The sequence below is a fragment of the Antribacter sp. NEAU-D49 genome (assembly GCF_057158775.1).
The window spans coordinates 67250-84175 of the sequence record NZ_JBXTSN010000010.1 but is presented as its reverse complement, the minus strand read 5'-3'; the positions used below and the strand labels follow the sequence as shown (position 1 = coordinate 84175).

Sequence of the window (16926 nt, the reverse complement as noted above, 5' to 3'; positions counted from 1 at the left end):
CAGCCCCGCGGTGAGGACCGCGGGGCTGACGGCTGCCTGGTACGCCGGCTACTCGGCGCGGCGGGACATGTCGTCTCGGAGTGCACTGGCCCGGCGGGGTGCGCTCGTCGGCCTCGGGCTGTTCCCGAGCCGCATGAGCATCTGCGGGAAGCTGCCAAGGGACAAGGCCTTGCGCAGGTCGTGACGCGTCGTGGGATTCTCCAGGACGGTGGTCGCGAACGACGCGTGGACGAAGTGGGTGGTGGCAGCCAGCAGCGCGTGCTCCAGCGCCTGGCCGGCCGCGGTCCATTCCCTGGGCGAGTCGCCGGAAGTGCTCAGGACCGCCAGCGTCGAGTCCCGCTCGAACTGTTCGCGGCCCACGCTGGCGGGGAACCGACGCACAGGTGCGTCGGGGTTGCTCGGCGCGCGCCCCAGGAGGTGTGCGGGTATGCCGTCGTCCCGCCCCGGCCAGCTGGTCGTCCACGCCGCCTCCTCGCCGCGGCCGGCCATGTCCTCTGCCGCGATCGCCTCAGCCCTCCGCATGAGGCCGATCACCTCGGCACGCGAAGGGTCCGAGGGCTGGATCGTGCGCAGGCTCGCCCCTTCGGCGTGGGCGGCCCGCTGGATGACGACCAGGACGTCCCCGGGGAGCGGCCGGTCGTCGAAGGGCGTCCGGGACGTCGCGCGGTGCTCTATCGCCAGGGACAGCTCGAGCTCGTCCGCGCTCGGGTCGCCACCCGGCTCGAACACGAGCTCGGCAACGAGCATCTCGTCCTCCGGATCGGGCAGCACCGTCACGACCGCGGTCAGCGACTCACGACGGGCCGCAGCTCTGGCGTTGAACAGGAACGCCCCGCAGCTGATGAACATCTCACGGCCCTGGGGGTCGTTGTGCCGCAGCCGCCGCGACGGGTCGGCACGAAGGGTCAGGCTGGAACCCGAGACCGCCACCTGCCAGGGCTGGGTGTTCAAGGCACTCGGGGCATCTCCGGCCGCTTTCAGGATCCTCTCGATCCGTGCGTCGACGACATCCATTTCTCGTCTCCTCGGTTCTTGCTCACTCGAGCGTCGGCCCGACCCGCCGGGACCGGAATCGCCGTCCCGGCAGGGACCGACTCGTGCTACTGCCCAGGACATCACCCGCTACCCCGCGCCGGGCAGGGTAGGTGGTCCCCGCTTCACCTGACCTTCGTCCCGGATGGGACAGACCAAGGCCCCGCAGCGGCCGGACGATCGCCTCTGCCACCCCGCGCCGTCCGGTTGATGTCCTGGTGACGAGCAGGAGGAGGGCGATCATGAACAGCTCCTTGTACCGGAGCCTTGTCGCCGCGGTCGCCGCGATCGCGGGCACGTGGGCCGTGCGTCGTGCATCCCTTCGCTGGGGTGCCGAGGCCGGCGAGCTCAAGATGCTGCTGCCCGGCGACGACTGGCTGCCCGCGCCTGATCTGCAGGCCACCCGAGCGATCACGATCAACGCCCCGAGCTCGCACGTGTGGCCGTGGGTTGCCCAGCTCGGCCAGAACCGCGGCGGCTTCTACACGTACGACTGGCTCGAGAACCTCGCCGGCTGCGACATCCACACGTCAGACGTCATCGTGCCCGAGCTCCGCATCCGCGCCGTCGGCGACGAGGTCAAGCTCGCCCCTTCCGCAGCGCTGAGGGTGGTCGCCCTGAAGGAGGGGCACCACCTCGTGCTGCGTGGCGCGGTCGCCGGGGACGGCACGGACGCCCCTGCCCCCTATGACTTCACCTGGGCCTTCGTCCTCACCGACGACGCCCCGGGCATCACTCGGCTCATCGTCCGTGAACGATTCGTGTACCTGGCCGACTGGGCGCCCGTGCTCGCTGAACCCGTCGAGATGGTGAGCTTCCTCATGTCGCAACGGATGCTCCGCGGTATCCGGGAGCACGCGGAGCGCTGGACGGCGATCGAGGCCTGAGAAGCGACCCATGCACCCACCGGACGAACGAGCCACCCACGGAGGTGTAGACCAGCGCCGACCGGATCGACACGATCGGCGCCGGTGGATCCTGGCTGTCTCCGTGGGCGAAGGCGTCGGCTTCGCGATTGCGACGTCCCTGGCGATTCTCGGCCTCGTCGCCGGGATCGATGGTCCGGGCCGGCTGGCGCTCGCGATCGCCGGTGGCGCCCTGGAGGGTGCGGCCCTTGCGTCGGGACAGTACCTCGGCATGCGCGCGCGTCGCCCAGCCGCATGGCGGTGGATCGGCGCCACGGCACTCGCGGCGGCACTCGCCTGGGCGCTCGGGATGATGCCGAGCACCCTTGGCATGGACCTCCGCGAACCGGTCGTGCTGATCGCGCTGGGGGTCGGCGGGATCGTGCTGCTCACGAGCATCCCCGTCGCGCAGTGGCTGGTGCTCGCACGACCGGGCACGTTCCGGTGGGTGCCGGTGAATACCGGGGCATGGTTGGTCGCGATCCTCTGGACCTTCGCGCCGTCTCCGTTCATCGACGAACAGAGCCCGATCATCGTGGTCGCCACCCTCTACGTGCTGGCCGGGGTGCTGATGGCCGTCACCTTCGCGTCACTCACCGCAGGCGTCGCGGGTTCCCTCTTCCTTCCCGGCACGACGCACCGGGTCGGCCGGAGAGCCGGCCGAGAGCCTGGTGACTGAGATGCGCCCAGCAGGACAGCGGCTCGCCGCGGTCGACGAGGCGAACCTCGTGCTTGACCACGCCGGCCAGGTCAACGTCTTCCTCGTCGCGGGTCTCCTCGGCGCGGGTGGGTTCGTCGGTCCCGGCGCCACCCCTGACCTCGCGGCGCTGCGTTCCGCGCTCGGCACACGGGTCACCGAGCTGCCGCCCCTCCGTCGAGTTCCCGTCGTCGCCGGTCGCAGGCACCGCTGGGACGAGAGGTCGCCCGACCTGGACGAGCACGTTCGGCTCGTCGATCCGGTCGATGGCCTCTCGGGCCTCGAACGGCTGTGCGCCGAGCTGATGAGCGCGCCACTACCGCTCGATCGCCCCCTCTGGGAGCTCTTGGTCGTCCCGGGCGCGAGCCCTGGACAGACGTGGCTCGTGCTCCGCATCCACCACGCGGTCGCAGATGGAATGGCCGCGGTGGCGATCGCGCAGGAGCTGTTCGATCCCTCCGAACGAGGGGATGCCTCTGCGTGGGCGCCTACGGTTCCACCGTCCCGGCAGAACACGCAGGCACGACCACGACGCGATCTGCGACGCCTTCTCCGCAGCGTCGACTACGGCTCTCGCCGCATTCGCAAGACGCTCACGGGCCGTGAGCTGGGGTCCACGGTGCTGCTCGGCGAGCGCAACCGGTGCCGCGGCGTCGCCTTCGTGGACGTGGACCTCGCAGCGCTCGAGGCGCGTGTGCGGCCGTTCGGCGCCACCGTCAACGACGCGCTGCTCGCGGCCGTCACCTCGGGCTACCGGGCTGCTCTGCCCGCCGCCGGTGAACGCATCCCGGCGCGACTACCCGTCTCCGTGCCGGTCGCGCTGCGCCGGCGTGGCATGTCGGGCAACCAGGTCGGTGTCATGCTCGTGCGGCTGCCGCTCGACGTGCCCGCGCCGGGCGATCGCCTTCGGCTGATCGCGGAGCAGACCCGAGCGGAGAAAGTGCAGGCGCGGGAGCAGGGCACGCTCGAGCTCATGCGTGGACCCGTCGGAGCGCGCCTCATGGACCGCGTCGCGCGGCGGCAGCACCTCGTCGGCGGGTTCGTCACCAACGTGCCGGGTCCGGCCAGCACGTTGCGCCTCGCGGGCGCTCCCGTGATCGCCATCTGGCCGGTTGCGGTGCTCGCCGCGAACGTCCGACTCGGCGTGGCGGCGGTCTCGTACGCCGGCCGGCTCTCCTGCAGCGTCCACTTCGACGCGGCGAACGTGCCCGGTGCCGTCTTCGCACGCGCGATGAACGAAGAGCTGGTGCGCCTGAGCGCGTGACCCTCCGCCGGGACGGCACGTGTCTCGGTCCTCGCGATCGGGGGACGTTGGTCCCGCTCGTGCGGGCCGCTCGTCTCTGCCGCCGGGACGAGCCAGTTGGTGTCCTGGTAGTGAGCAGAGGAGGACGATCATGAACAACACCTGGTACCGGAGCGTCGTCGTAGGAGTCGACGGTTCGGACGAGAGCCTGGCGGCGCTGAGCTGGGCGACCGTCACCGCGGACCTGCACGGGGCCCGTCTCGCCGTGGTTGCGGCGCACCCCGTGGAGGTCGACGCCGAGCCGGCTGCGGCAGGTCTCGTCGAGGAGGCGCGCGAGCGGGCGCACCACGCGGCCCGTGCCGCCCGGGAGCGGCTCCACGGATGGCGTCCTGGGGGCAGGGACATCGAGATACGTGTGCTGCCGGGTAGTGCGGCTCGCGTGCTGGCCGCACAGTCGACCGCCGACGACCTGGTCGTGGTGGGGCGCCGCGGGCTGCGCGCGTTCGACCGCGCGCTGCTCGGGTCCGTCTCTTCGGCCCTCGCGGCCGGCGCACCCGGGACGATCGCGGTGGTACCGGCCGGCGCGGCGACCGACGAGCCCCGGAAGATCCGTGTGGGAGTGGGCCCGGTCGACGAGCCGGACGTCCTGGGTACGGCGTTCGCGGAGGCGGACGCGCGCGGGCGCCCGCTCGAGGTGCTGCACGTGACGGGGACCGACCCGATCTCGTCGGCCCTGCTCGACATGGATCCCGTGGCCGCGTCGTGGCACGAGGCCGCAGCGGTCGACCTTGCTGATCGGCTGGCGCGGTGGTCGGACAAGTACCCGACGGTCACGTACACCGTGGTGATCCGCCGCGGGGACCCGGTCACCACCCTGCTCCACGGCCTCGTGCGGAACGACCTCATGGTCGTCGGCGGACGCAGCCACTCGGCGGTCGCCGGGCGCCTGCTGCGCAGCGTGCCCGACTCCGTGGTCCGCGGCGCACAGTGCCCGGTCCTGGTCGTGCACGCGCACCGTCATCCGGTCGGCTGACCGGACCCGGTTCGAGCGGAAGGAGAGAACGATGATGTACGGAAGCTACGGGACGGGCATGTGGGGCGCCCTGCTCATGGTCGTCTTCATGGTCGTCGGCGGCCTGTTGCTGTGGGGGCTGATCGTCGCCGGTGTGGTGACTGTTGCCCACTACCTCAGGGGCCCCGACAGGTCGCGTGGGACGTCGGAAGCAGGCACGTCCGCACGACAGGTGCTGGCCGAGCGGTTCGCCCAGGGCGACATCGACGAGGTCGAGTACACCCAGCGGTTGCACGTCCTGGACACGACCGGACCGCGACCGCACCCTGCGGACACGACCCGGCAGAGGAGGTGACGTGATGGGAGACCGGAACACGGGCGCGGCCGCGGGCGGCGGCGCGATCTACGGGCTCGGCATCTTCGGTGCCTTGGTCTATTTCTGGCAGCAGGCTGACGGCTTCTGGGAGTTCGTCTGGGCGATCGTGCAGGGCATCTTCTGGCCGGCGTTCATGGTCTACGAGGCCTTCGCCGCGCTCGGCGCCTGACGCCCAGAATCGCGGCAACCGCCGATGCCCGCATCGGCGGTTGTCGACGTTGGTGTTGTCGCCGGTGATCCCGTCAGCTCTTCAGGATCTCTCCATCGCTCTCCAGCACCAGCGGTGCCGTAGCCGGTTCACGCTTCAGCGGCACCACCTCGACCGGTGTGTCCGAGACACCGAGCACGGCGCGCGGCGTCCGGCCCAGGCGCACAGGGTGCCGCAGGTCGCGGTGCGGCCGGGCGAGCATCAGGAGGTCCGCATCGGCCGAGGCGTCGACGAGGGCGTCGACCGGGCGGCCCTCGACCGCTGTCGTCTCCACCGTCACGTCCGGAAAGGCGTCCCGCCACTCGTGGGCAGCGTTCTCCAGCATCCGTCTGCCGGAGCTGAGGGAGTCGTCCGCGTAGGCGTCCGCGATGCCGATCTCGGCCGCGAGCTCGGGAATCTCGACGACATGCACGAGGCGCAGGGTGGCGTGCCGCGCGGACGCCATCGAGAACGCGCGGGCCAGGAGCTCCCCGTCAGGCAGGGCCGACTTGATCCCGACGACGATCCGGCCGTGCTCGCTCTCTCGCCAGTCCGCCGGCACGACCACGACGGGAGCTGCCGCACGGGCGACCACTCCAGCGGTCGTCGTTCCCGCGAGCAGTCGCTCCGCTCCCCTGCGGGTCTCCCTGCCGAGCACCATGAGTTCACCTGTCGCCGCCGCGGCGGCAAGCTCCGCCACACGCGAGCCTCGGCCGAGCAACGACTCGAACCTGATGTCGGGCGCACCGGAGCGTGCTTCTGCCACCGCCCGCTCCAGGATGCGCTCTCCTGAGCTCCGCAGGTCTTCGACGTCACGCCCTGCCGCGGGCCAGAGACCGCCCTCCGGAAGGGGTGTCGACGCGACATGCACCAGCTGGACGGTGCGCTTCTGGGTGCGGGCCTCACGAACCGCGTACCGGACAGCGCCGGCGCTGCGTTCACTGCCGTCGACAGCGACGACGACCGGGGCGGGCTGCTGGGTTGTTCTCATGACGGATCTCCTTCTCCTGTGCGCACTGCGCTCTTCGAGTCGTGGTTCCTGAACTGCTCGTGCCCAGCCTGTCGGCCCTGCCACGCCCTTTGCAGGGTCGACGGTCTCCCGCTCACGGGACTTTCGCCCCGTGCAGCAGCGGTAGGCCCGGTGGGCGGGCCGCCCAGCGCACGGAGGGCGTACAGGATCGTCGCCAGGTCGACGAGCTCCTGCACCAGGGCGCCCACGACCGCGGGGATCGCCCCGGTCATGGCCACCAGCATGAGACCGGTGCTCAGCGCGATACCGATCCAGATCGCGGTGAGTGCGACACGCAGTGTGTGCCGACCGATCGAGACGGCGTCGACGACCTTGGCGAGCGAGTCGACCAGGAGCACCACACCGGCGGCGTCCCCTGCCGCGGTCGCGCCCTTCGCGCCCATGGCGACACCGACGTCGGACGCCGCCAGCACCGGGGCGTCGTTCACGCCGTCCCCGACCATCATCACCGGCCGCGGGCGCAGCTCTGCGGCGAGCCGCACCTTCTCGGGAGGGAGGAGCTCCGCGTGGACGTCGTCGATCCCGACCTGCCGGGCGATCGACTCCGCCGTCGGCCGGGCGTCCCCGGTCAGCATCGTGACGTGTTCGATGCCGTTGGCCCACAACCAGGACACGACCGCGGGCGACTCGGGGCGCGGGTCGTCCGCGAGGACGACAGCGCCGGCGAAGCGTCCGTCGACGGCGACGTAGGCCGCTGCCTCTCCGGGGCCCAGGGCTACCCGGGTCGTGCCCGGCGCGATCGACGCGACGTAGGCGGGCTTGCCGACGACGACGGTCCGGCCCCCGACGACCGCTGTCACGCCGTTCGTCGCGACCTCAGCGGCATCGGTGGCGGACAGCAGGTCGAGGCCGCGCTCGGTGGCTGCACGACGGATGCTCTCCGCGAACACGTGCGACGAGTACTGCTCGGCCGAGGCCGCGAGCCGCAGCAGCTCGTCGGCGGTGAACCCGTCGGCGGGCCGGACGGCGACGAGGTCCGGGCGGCCCTGCGTCAGGGTTCCTGTCTTGTCGAAAGCGGCGGACCGCAGGCGTGCCAGCTGCTCGACGACCGTGCCGCTCTTGATGATCACTCCGCTCCTGGCCGCACGCGAGAGCCCACCGAGAAAGGCGACCGGTGCCGCGATGAGGAGCGGGCACGGGGTCGCCAGCACGAGCACCTCGGCGAAGCGGGTCGGGTCCCCGGAGATCGTCCACGCCGCGCCCGCCAGGATGAGCGCGACCGCCGTGAACGGGACCGCGAAACGATCGGCGAGCCGGACGACCGGCGCCCGTGACTCCTCGGCGGCCCGCACGAGCGCGACGATCTGCTGGTACTGGCTGTCCGCACTGCGGCGTACGGCCTGGATCCGCACCGCCCGTGTCCCGTTCACGGCGCCCGACAGCGCCTCCTCGCCGACCCCGCGGGTGACCGGCAGGCTCTCCCCGGTCAGCGAGGACTCGTCGAACGTCCCGCTGTCACCGAGCAGGACGCCGTCGACCGGCACGATCTCGCCGGGCCGCACGAGCAGCACGTCCCCGATGGCGACGTCGTCGACGGCTACGTCCTCCAGCTCCTCGGCCCGGGATGCGCCCGGGGGCCGCAGCACGTGCGCGACTCGGGGCGAGCGATCGAGCAGGGCCGTCAGGTCACGCTTGGCACGGCGCCCGGCGAAGTCCTCGAGCGCTCTGCCGCCTGAGAGCATCAGCACGATGATCAACGCCGCGACGTACTCCCTGACCGCAAGGGTCGCGACCATCGCCACGACCGCGAGGACGTCGAGCCCGACGTGCCCGCGAAGCACGTCGCGCACCATCCCGACGAGCGTCCACACGATGAACCCGCCGACGTACGCGGTGGCTACCCATCGCGCGACGACGCCGTCGCCTGCCGCGCGGAGCAGGAGCACCGCCACCAGCGCCACGATCGCGACCGTGATCCCTGGATACAGGCGCAAGCCGCGGAATACGCGCATGGTCACGTGCCCTCCGTTCCGTCGTACTCGTCGAGGTCGCTCCAACGCACCGCCCAGGTCTCCCCCGGCGCCAGCGCACGTTCCCCGCCGTCGAGCGCGACGGTGATCGGCCGCTGCCGCGACCGGGACAGACCGATACGTGCGCCGTCGTGGTCGCACCGCACCGTGACGCCCCAGTGGTCCTGGTAACGGAGCCGGAGCTCCAGTGCATCAAGCTCCGCGGGCAGCCGCGGGTACAGCCGGAGCACGCCACCGGTGAGAGTCAGGCCGGTGTAGCAGCGTTGGACCAGGTCGACGGCGCCGGCCATCGCGCCGAGGTGTATCCCTTCGGCGGTCGTCCCTCCTTGGACGTCGGCGATGTCGCTGTCGAGTGCCTCGCGGAAGAACCGCCAGGAGGCGCTGCGGTCCCGGCTGGCGAGGACCCAGGCATGCACGACCGCGCTCAGCGTCGAGCCGTGGCTGGTGCGCGCCAGGTAGTAGTCCACCGTGCGGCTCAGCGCGGCATGGTCGAGCTCGTACCCGAGCGATCCCAGCGCCCCGCGCACACCGTCCTCGCCGAGCAGGAACACCAGCATCAGGACGTCTGCCTGCTTTGACACCTGGTAGCGGCTGACGGCGTCGTCCTCCGCCTCGAGGATCCGGTCCAGCCGCCGGATATCGCCGTAGCGCGATCGGTAGGCCGGCCAGTCCAGCTCCGTGAGCTCGTCGTAGCCCTCGAACTGGCTGATCACACCGTCGGCGTGGAACACGACGCGGATCCGCCTGCTGACGTGGTCGAACAGCTCCGTCTCGCGTTCGTCCAGCCGGAGCCGGCGGCGCAGCGCGTCCCCCTCCGGCGCGGAGAGCAGCGCGAGCGAGTCCAGCGCATTTCTCAGCACCCGGGCGACCATCACGTTCGTGTACGCGTTGTTGTCGATGCCAGGCCGGTCGGCATCTGGATAGCGATCGTGGTACTCGTCCGGCCCCACGACGCCGCGGACGTCGTACCGATCCGCCCCGGCGTCGTACGTCGCCAGGCTGCACCAGAACCGGGCGATCTCCACCAGCATCTCGATGCCGTGGTCGCGCATGAACTCCAGGTCGCCGGTCGCCTCGTAGTACTGCCACACGTTGTGCGCCACGGCGATCCCGACGTGCCGCTGCAGATCCGTGTGGTCCTCGAGCCACCGGCCGGACGCGGGATTCAGGTGCATCCGCTGCGTCTCCTCCCGGCCGTCGCTCCCGCTCTGCCAGGGATACATGGCACCCCGGTAGCCGGCGTCGGACGCCGCGCGGCGGGCCTGCGGCAGACGCCGCCACCGGTACATGAGCAGCGACCGCGCCACGTGCGGCAGGCGGAGCAGCAGGAACGGGAACACGAACAGCTCGTCCCAGAAGACATGCCCCCGGTACGCCTCGCCGTGCAGACCGCGGGCGGGCATGCCGACGTCGAGTTGCGCCGTGTGCTCGGATAGGACCTGCAGCAGGTGGAAGACGTGCAGGTCCAGCGCCTGCTGCGCCTCGCCCGGTACGACGACGGCGCTCTCCTGCCACAGCCGGTCCCAGGCGCGGACGTGGTCCGCCAGGAGCTCGTCGAAGGACGGGAGCCGTGCCGCGTGCCGGCGCGCTGCGTCGAAGGGCTCGGAGATCGCCCGGTCCTGCGACGTGTACATCGCCACCCGCTTCTCGACCGTCAGGGGCACACCCTCCGCGAGCTCGGGCCACAGCCGCACGGCCGGCTCACCGACGTCGTGCTCGTAGGTAGCGGTCACCGACGGACCCGTGGCCGAAACCGTCATCGCCTCTGCGATCCGGATCTGCGACGTAGCGGTGCGGACCTGCAGCCAGGCCACTCCCTCGTCCTTGTCGTAGCCCTCCGCGACGGGGACGAGGTGCCCGCCGTCCAGGTCCCGGTAGCGCGCGACCCCGGAGTTGGTCACCCGCCCGTCGAGGCTCGCACGCACCTCGAGGGTTCCTGACCAGTTCTCCGCCACGAACGTCGTCTCCAGGGCGGCCACGTGGGGGTCGTGCATCGACACGAGCCGCCGCTGGGTGACCGCGAGCACGCGGCCGAGCGCGTCGCGGAACCGGGTCCGCCGGGTCAGCAGCCCGCGCCGGGTGTCGAGATCCTGCCGGTGGTCCAGGACCAGCCCCCCGGTGAGGTCCAGCCAGCCCTGCCCGGGCGTGCAGAACGTCAGTGGCAGCCAGTTCGGCGCGTTGACGAGGTCCTCGTTCTCGACGCTGCGCCCGGCGACCGTCGACGTCAGCCGGTCGTAGCAGCCGGCGAAGTAGGTGCCCGGGTAGTGGACGTCGTCGGCGTGCGACTCGGGTGCGGCGCCGCGGGTCGCGACGTAGCCGTTCCCCAGGGTGCACAGGGCCTCCCGCAGGCCTTCTGCCGCCGGGTCGAAGCCCTCATACGAAAGCATCGCGTGTTCCATCGCGCCTCCCGGTCACGGTGAGGTCGGCGAGATCGTCGACGACGATGTGCGCTCCCCTGTCCGCCATGTCGTCGCCGATCCGGTGGTGCCGGTCAACCCCGACCACCAGCCCGAACCCGCCCCGGTGGCCGGCCTCGATCCCGACCAGGGCGTCCTCGACCAGCGCACACCTGCGCGGAGCCACCGTCAGGCGCCGCGCGGCTTCGAGGAACAGAGCCGGTTCCGGCTTGCCGGGGAGCCCGAGCCGAGCTGCGTCGAGGCCGTCCACCCGCACGTCGACCAGGGCGTCCACACCAGCGGCGCGCAGCACCGACCCACAGTTGCGGCTGGCCGAGACGGCCGCGATCCCGGTTCCGCGGTCCCGTAGCGTGCGCAGGAGGGCCACGGTGGAGGGGAACGCATGGACCCCGTGTCGGACCTCGTCGAGGAAGTATCGGTTCTTCCGCTCAAGGAGCGACTCGAGCGACTCGGTGCCATCGGCGGCCTGCTCCGGCAGCACGATCCCGCGTGACGCGAGGAAGCCGCGAGCGCCGTCCTCGCGTGACCGGCCGTCGACGAAGCGCGGGTAGTCGGAGTCGATGTCGAACGGTGGCAGGTCGGCGCCGGCCCCACGGCCCTGGTCCCGCAGGAGCTCGTCGAACGCGCGCTTCCAGGCGGCTGCGTGAGTGCGAGCGGTGTCCGTGATGACGCCGTCCGTGTCGAGCACCACGGCGTCGACGAGCCCGAGGTCCAGCACTGCGCGGCGCGGCGCGGCCATGTCGTGTCCCTTCACCGGGGAGGTCAGGAGCTCGGTCTGCTGGGCCGGCGCGCCGCGACCTCGGAGCCCAGGGCCCTATCCCAGTCACGTGCGCGATCGACCTCACCGTCGACCAGAGGACCGGCGACATCCGTGACCCGGAAGCTGGTGAAGGCTGCCGTGAGGTGGTAGCCCAGCCGGGCCAGCCGGTGGCTCGCCGCGCGCGCCGCGGAGCCGGTGACCCGCGAGGTCACCCGGGTGTCGAACGTCGTCGCCGCCGTGTCTGCCGTCGCGGCCGGAAGGCTGCCGAGCCACTCGCGGATACCGCGGTCGCGGGAGACGAGGGTCGTGGCCCGCTGGGCGGCGTCGCGCCGGGTCGTGGGCCAGGACATGCTGAAGGCGTGGGTCGGCCCGCCGACGACCAGCAGTGTGACGTCGGCCGGCACCGTGTCGGGCGCAGCACCACCTCGACGACATCGGCGCGCATCGACGCCTCGATCCCCTCCCCGATCGCCCGCGCGATCTCTTCCGTGTTGCCGAACATGGACTCATAGACCACGAGTGCACGCATCGCTGTTACCTCCTGTGCTGTCCACCTTCCTCGCCCGGGCCCGGGGACATCAGGGCCGTCCGGCCCGGGTCGGCGGGACGTTCGGCCCTGCCTCGCGTGAACCGTGCGACGAAGACTGAGATTGCCGGCCGCGACCGCGGTCGAGCGGCCCGAGGGAGTGATCGGTCATGAATCGCCTGAACGACAGAACTGCGCTGGTCACCGGTGGTGCGAGCGGCATCGGTCGCGCAATCGCGCTACGGCTCGCCGCGGAGGGCGCTGCGGTGCTGGTCACCGACATCCAGGACGACGAGGGTCAGAAGGTCGCCGACGAGATCGTCGAGAAGGGTGGCCGAGCGGTCTTCGTGCACCATGACGTGGCCGACGAGAGCGCGTGGACCGTGGCGGTGGAACGTGCCGTGTCCGAGTTCGGTGGACTGGACGTGCTGGTCAACAACGCCGGCATCGGCGACCTCGGCACCATCGAGGACACGACCCTGGACCAGTACGAACGCACGATCTCGGTGGACCAGACCGGTGTGTTCCTCGGGACGAAGGCCGCCGCGGAACAGCTCAAGGCGTCGGGTCACGGTTCGGTGATCAACATCAGCTCGATCTTCGGCACCAGTGGTGGACTGGGTACGTCGCCGGCGTACCACGCAGCCAAGGGTGCGGTGCGCACCCTCACCAAGAACGTGGCGCTGGCCTGGGCGCGAGCCGGGGTCCGGGTCAACTCGATCCACCCGGGGTTCATCGACACGCCGATCCTCGACGCGGCCAGGGGCACCGCGTTCGAGACCGCCATGGTCGATCTGACCCCGATGGGTCGCCTGGGCCGGCCGGAGGAGGTCGCGGCCGCCGCGGCGTATCTCGCCGGCGACGACGCATCCTTCGTCACCGGCGCCGAGCTCTACGTCGACGGCGGGTACATCGCCCGCTGAGCCCCAACGCAATCCTGCGGGAAGGGCAGCCCGGACCGGTGCGATCCGGACGGTCAGCTGAAGGGAGAGACATCATGGGCATCGTCGACTCGCGGGTCGAGCGGATCTTGAGGGCAGCAGCGAGGGCCCCGAGCGTCTACAACACCCAGCCGTGGCAGGTGGACGTCACGGGCAACACCGTGCTCCTGCGCGCGGACGCCGCGCGTCAGCTGCGGCACTCCGACCCGCACGGCAGGGAGATGCTGATCAGCTGCGGGGCATTCCTGTTCAATGCGAGGACGGCCGCTCGGCGGGACTCGCTGACAGCCGTCGTCAAGGTCCTGCCGGACCCGGACGACGAGCTCCTGGTGGCCGAGATCGAGCTCGAACCGGGCCCTGCTCCGAACACGGACGAGCTCGAGCTGTCCGTGGCGATCGAGCGGCGCACGACGTCACGAGTCCCCTTCGACGACCAGCCACTGTTCACGGACGTGCTGATGTCCATCCTGCAAGCAGCTCGGGACGAAGGAGCGGAGCTGCGACTGATCCAGCCCTCGGAGCCGGTACGCGAGGACGTGCTCGGGCTGGTGCGCAGAGCGGAGGCGCTCGCCGCCGAGGACCCAGCAGCCCGCGCCGAGGAGGAGGCATGGACCACCACCGACCCTGGGCGCGACGACGGCGTCCCGCAGGACCTGCTCGGTCCTGCCGCCGACGACGACCAGGCTCCGGTGCGACAGTTCCATGCCAGCACCGGCAGCGTGCCGTTTGAGCAACGGTCGACGTTGGCGGTTCTCTCGACCGCCGGTGACTCCGCCCGGGACTGGGTGACGGCGGGCCAGGCATTGCAGCATGTCCTGCTGGTCGCCACCACCTACTTCGTCCACGCGTCGTTCGCGACCACGGTCCTGGAGAACCCGACGACTCGTCATGACCTGCGCCAGGTCCTGTCGCTCGACGGGGCACCGCAGATGCTCATGCGGCTGGGGTACAGCGCGACGCAGAAGCGCACACCGCGCAGGTCCGTTCCAGGGGTGGCCGCCCACGATCCCGGGTAGCCAAGTCGGCGGCGCGTCGTGGCAGGTACCGGACGGCCGCGCCACGACGTACCGAGGCTCAGGAGATGTTGCTGGCCCGGCGGGCCGCTACCTCCGAGCCCAGTGCCCCGCCCCAGGTTCGAGCTCGATTGAGCTCCCCGCCCGCAAGAGGACCGGTGAGACTGGCGACCCGGAAGCTCACGGGAGCGGCGACAAGGGGGTAGCCGAGCCGGTCGAGCCGGCGGCTGGCCGCTCGTGCGGCAGAACCGGTGAGGTGTGACGTCGCCCGTGTGTCGAACGTGGTGGCCTCGGTCCTGGACCCGGCCATCACGCCTGGAAGCGCCCCGAGCCACTCGCGGATCCCGCGCTCGCGTGAGATGACGGAGGGTGCTCGACCGGCGGCGTCCCGTCGGGTCGACGGCCAGGACATGCTGAACGCATGCGTCGGCCCGCCGACGACCAGCAGTGTGACGTCCTGGGGCACGCTGTCGAGCGCCGCGCCCACCTCGAGGATGTCGGCATGCATCGACGCCTCGATCCCTTCCGCGATGGCTCGCGCGACAGCCCGGGTGTTCCCGAACATGGACTCGTATACGATCAGGGCACGCATGGCGGTTTCCTCCGTTGAGATCGGGTCACGTGAAGACGATCTGGCCGCCGGCCGCGAGGTCGTAGAACTCACCGACCGTGATGACGTCCTTGACCTGGCCGATGAAGTCGTCCCTGGCGAATCCGAACAGGTCGACCGAGGCCTGGCACGCGTACAGTCCCGCGCCGGTGTCGGCGATCATCTCGACGAACTCGGCGATCGGCGGGATGTCGAGCCTGTCCATCTTCCGCGCCATGTACCGGGTCATCGCCGCGGAGACGCCGGGCACGCTGCCCACCCAGGTCGGCAGGTGCAGACCAGGGTTGCCCACCGTGGCCAGCTTGATGTGCTCGTACCGGTCCTTGTGGATCGCATCGAGACCGAAGAAGGTGAAGAACAGGTTCGCCTCCATCCCCTCGGCGCGAGCGCCGTTGGCCATGATCAGCCCCGGGTAGATGCCCTCGAGCGAGCCCTTGGAGATGATGATCGAGACCTTCTCGATCCTGCCGTCGCCTGCCATGACACACCGTCCTTCCGGTCGTTCGTGGTCTTCAGATATAGCCGCGGGGCTTCGGGACGCCGGCGATCTTCGCCGCCAGCTTGGCCGGGCCCTTGGGGAAGAGCTCGTAGAGCTCCTTGACACCGACGCCGGAGCTCTTGCCCAGTGCGCGGACGGTCGGGCCGGAGCCCTTCTCCTCGTACTCGTGGCGCACGTGCTTGACGACGCGCAGGTGCTGCTCGGTCAGCGGGTCGATGTCGGCCTCGCGAGCTATCTCCGGCGCCATGTCCTCGCGCCACTGCTCGGGGTCGGTGAAGAACCCTTCGTCGTTCACGGACACCTGGGTGCCCGCATAGGTCACGTTCGGCATGTCGCGTCGCCTCGTTCTCGTCGTCGTCCGACCGGTTCAGGCCTGGTCAGCCGCTGTTCACGGCATCGTGCTTGCCCGCCCGCGGCATGGCGGAGCCGACTCCGGGAATGTCCCTCCCGGGCAGCAGGCTGTGCCAGTACAGCCAGGCGAACATCAGCTTGCCGAGGTGGTTGAGCCGTGACTCCTTGAGCAGGGGCAGCCCTACGGCCGCCGGGTAGTGACCTGGCAACGGCTCGGTGTCGTAGTTGAAGTCGATGAGCAGCGCCTTGCCGGAGCCCGGCTCGACGAAGCAGTTGGCGTGCCCGTCGAACCCGGCCACCAGCTCCTGGCCGGCGAGGAACCGGGCGACGTTCCGCACGAGCGTCTCGCCCTCGAAGTGAGTGACCGAACCGGCCTTGGACGCGGGGAGCGCCGTGGCGTCGCCTATGACGAAGATGTTCGGCCGCACCGTGGACTGCAGGGTGTGCGGGTCGGTGGGTACGAAGCCGAGCTCGTCGCCCAGCCCCGGCGAGGCGTCGACGTAGGCCGCCCCGCCATGCAGTGGCACGACGACCGCCAGGTCGAAGGGCACCTCGCGGCCGTCGAACGACACCAGACGACGGCCCGAGCCGCCGTCCGCGCCGTAGACGGTGCCGGTGTTGAACTCGGTCACCAGCTCGACGCCCTTCTCGGCCAGCAGGCCTGCCAGCGCCTGGGCCGCGACCGGTTTGGTGAAGGCCGCGTCCAGCGGGGTCACGTACGTCAACGAGACCTTGTCGCGGATACCGCGGTCCCGGAAGTACCAGTCCGCGAGGAAGCAGAACTCCAGCGGTGCGACCGGGCACTTGATCGGCAGGTCCACCACGTCGACCACCAGTCGGCCGCCCTGGAAGCGAGACAGCGCACCGGCGAGCGCCGTGGCGCCGGCGTAGTCGTAGAAGGTGTGTACCGACTCGCCCCAGCCCGGGCCCGTCAGGCCGTCGGTCTCCTCGGGCAGGAGCCGGGCGCCCGTGGCGATCACCAGCACGTCATAGGGCAGCGTCGCACCGTCGTCCAGGTGCACGCGGTCGTGGTCGACGTCGACCTGCCGGACGCCGGCCCGGTGGTAGCCGACGCCGGCGTGCAGCTGACGGCGGCGGGACCGGACGAGGCTGCCCGCGCCGGCCGGACGGAAGGGCAGGAACAGCAGCCCGGGCTGGTAGACGTGCTCGTCGTCCCGGTCGACGACGGTTATCTCCACGCCGTCGCCGAGCCTGCGCCGCAGCCGGTTGGCCGCCAGCGTGCCGCCGGTTCCGCCACCCAGGATCACGATGCGCTCTGTCATGCCTCCAGTCTTCGCAGGTCCGGCCCGGCGCGGGCAGGGGCGTTGGTCCTGCCGGGCCGGGCCGAAGGTCGCGG

General features: G+C 71.0%; 18 protein-coding genes. 8 read left to right on the top strand and 10 right to left on the bottom strand.

Annotated features, from left to right (window positions below; translation table 11 throughout):
* Nucleotides 1-48: 48 nt before the first annotated feature.
* A complete protein-coding gene (locus AC060K_RS10060) occupies nt 49-1014 on the bottom strand; it encodes an Acg family FMN-binding oxidoreductase (protein WP_483765302.1) in 966 nt (321 codons plus the stop codon).
* 260 nt (nt 1015-1274) lie between these two features.
* Between AC060K_RS10060 and AC060K_RS10055 the strand changes: the two genes are divergently transcribed.
* The 6 genes from AC060K_RS10055 (at nt 1275) to AC060K_RS10030 (ending at nt 5434) form a co-directional block, all read left to right on the top strand.
* Nucleotides 1275-1919, top strand: coding sequence for an SRPBCC family protein (locus tag AC060K_RS10055; protein ID WP_483765301.1), 645 nt, complete (start codon nt 1275-1277; stop codon nt 1917-1919).
* Between the two features lie 103 nt (nt 1920-2022).
* Nucleotides 2023-2616: a hypothetical protein gene (locus tag AC060K_RS10050; RefSeq protein ID WP_483765300.1), complete on the top strand. Its 594-nt coding sequence runs from the start codon at nt 2023-2025 to the stop codon at nt 2614-2616.
* 1 nt (nt 2617) lies between these two features.
* Nucleotides 2618-3898: a wax ester/triacylglycerol synthase domain-containing protein gene (locus tag AC060K_RS10045; protein WP_483765332.1), complete on the top strand. Its 1281-nt coding sequence runs from the start codon at nt 2618-2620 to the stop codon at nt 3896-3898.
* Between the two features lie 130 nt (nt 3899-4028).
* A complete protein-coding gene (locus AC060K_RS10040; protein ID WP_483765299.1) occupies nt 4029-4910 on the top strand; it encodes a universal stress protein in 882 nt (293 codons plus the stop codon).
* 31 nt (nt 4911-4941) lie between these two features.
* Nucleotides 4942-5244, top strand: a complete 303-nt coding sequence (locus AC060K_RS10035; protein ID WP_483765298.1) for an SHOCT domain-containing protein — start codon at nt 4942-4944, stop codon at nt 5242-5244.
* Nucleotides 5245-5248: 4 nt separating this feature from the next.
* Nucleotides 5249-5434, top strand: a complete 186-nt coding sequence (locus AC060K_RS10030; protein ID WP_483765297.1) for a hypothetical protein — start codon at nt 5249-5251, stop codon at nt 5432-5434.
* Nucleotides 5435-5507: 73 nt separating this feature from the next.
* Here the strand turns inward: AC060K_RS10030 and AC060K_RS10025 are convergent, their stop codons facing one another.
* The 5 genes from AC060K_RS10025 to AC060K_RS10005 are packed head-to-tail and all read right to left on the bottom strand — an operon-like array spanning nt 5508 to nt 11979.
* Nucleotides 5508-6443 carry a universal stress protein gene (locus AC060K_RS10025; RefSeq protein WP_483765296.1) on the bottom strand — a complete coding sequence of 312 codons (936 nt, stop codon included), beginning with the start codon at nt 6441-6443 and terminating at the stop codon, nt 5508-5510.
* Complete coding sequence (locus tag AC060K_RS10020) at nt 6440-8434, bottom strand: heavy metal translocating P-type ATPase (protein WP_483765331.1); 1995 nt, start codon at nt 8432-8434, stop codon at nt 6440-6442. Before AC060K_RS10020 ends, AC060K_RS10025 begins: the two co-directional genes overlap by 4 nt.
* Before the next feature lie 2 nt (nt 8435-8436).
* A complete protein-coding gene (locus AC060K_RS10015; protein ID WP_483765295.1) occupies nt 8437-10839 on the bottom strand; it encodes a glycoside hydrolase family 65 protein in 2403 nt (800 codons plus the stop codon).
* On the bottom strand, nt 10826-11608 hold the full coding sequence (locus AC060K_RS10010) for an HAD family hydrolase (protein ID WP_483765294.1): 783 nt from the start codon (nt 11606-11608) through the stop codon (nt 10826-10828). The genes AC060K_RS10015 and AC060K_RS10010 overlap by 14 nt, the downstream gene beginning before the upstream one ends.
* Nucleotides 11609-11631: 23 nt before the next feature.
* Nucleotides 11632-11979 carry a hypothetical protein gene (locus tag AC060K_RS10005; protein WP_483765293.1) on the bottom strand — a complete coding sequence of 116 codons (348 nt, stop codon included), beginning with the start codon at nt 11977-11979 and terminating at the stop codon, nt 11632-11634.
* Between the two features lie 346 nt (nt 11980-12325).
* Here AC060K_RS10005 and AC060K_RS10000 point away from each other — a divergent pair, with 346 nt between their 5' ends.
* Both AC060K_RS10000 and AC060K_RS09995 read left to right on the top strand, forming a co-directional pair.
* Nucleotides 12326-13078 carry an SDR family NAD(P)-dependent oxidoreductase gene (locus AC060K_RS10000; protein ID WP_483765292.1) on the top strand — a complete coding sequence of 251 codons (753 nt, stop codon included), beginning with the start codon at nt 12326-12328 and terminating at the stop codon, nt 13076-13078.
* A 74-nt stretch (nt 13079-13152) separates the two neighbouring features.
* Nucleotides 13153-14112, top strand: coding sequence for an Acg family FMN-binding oxidoreductase (locus tag AC060K_RS09995; RefSeq protein WP_483765291.1), 960 nt, complete (start codon nt 13153-13155; stop codon nt 14110-14112).
* 58 nt (nt 14113-14170) lie between these two features.
* Here AC060K_RS09995 and AC060K_RS09990 read toward each other — a convergent pair whose 3' ends face one another.
* The 4 genes from AC060K_RS09990 to sqr are packed head-to-tail and all read right to left on the bottom strand — an operon-like array spanning nt 14171 to nt 16852.
* Nucleotides 14171-14701 (bottom strand): flavodoxin family protein, encoded by a 531-nt coding sequence (locus AC060K_RS09990; protein WP_483765290.1) that lies wholly within the window; start codon nt 14699-14701, stop codon nt 14171-14173.
* Nucleotides 14702-14726: 25 nt separating this feature from the next.
* Nucleotides 14727-15200, bottom strand: a complete 474-nt coding sequence (locus tag AC060K_RS09985; RefSeq protein ID WP_483765289.1) for a DsrE/DsrF/DrsH-like family protein — start codon at nt 15198-15200, stop codon at nt 14727-14729.
* 31 nt (nt 15201-15231) lie between these two features.
* Nucleotides 15232-15549 carry a TusE/DsrC/DsvC family sulfur relay protein gene (locus tag AC060K_RS09980; protein ID WP_483765288.1) on the bottom strand — a complete coding sequence of 106 codons (318 nt, stop codon included), beginning with the start codon at nt 15547-15549 and terminating at the stop codon, nt 15232-15234.
* Between the two features lie 46 nt (nt 15550-15595).
* A complete protein-coding gene (gene sqr / locus AC060K_RS09975) occupies nt 15596-16852 on the bottom strand; it encodes a type III sulfide quinone reductase, selenoprotein subtype (protein WP_483765287.1) in 1257 nt (418 codons plus the stop codon).
* Nucleotides 16853-16926: the final 74 nt, after the last annotated feature.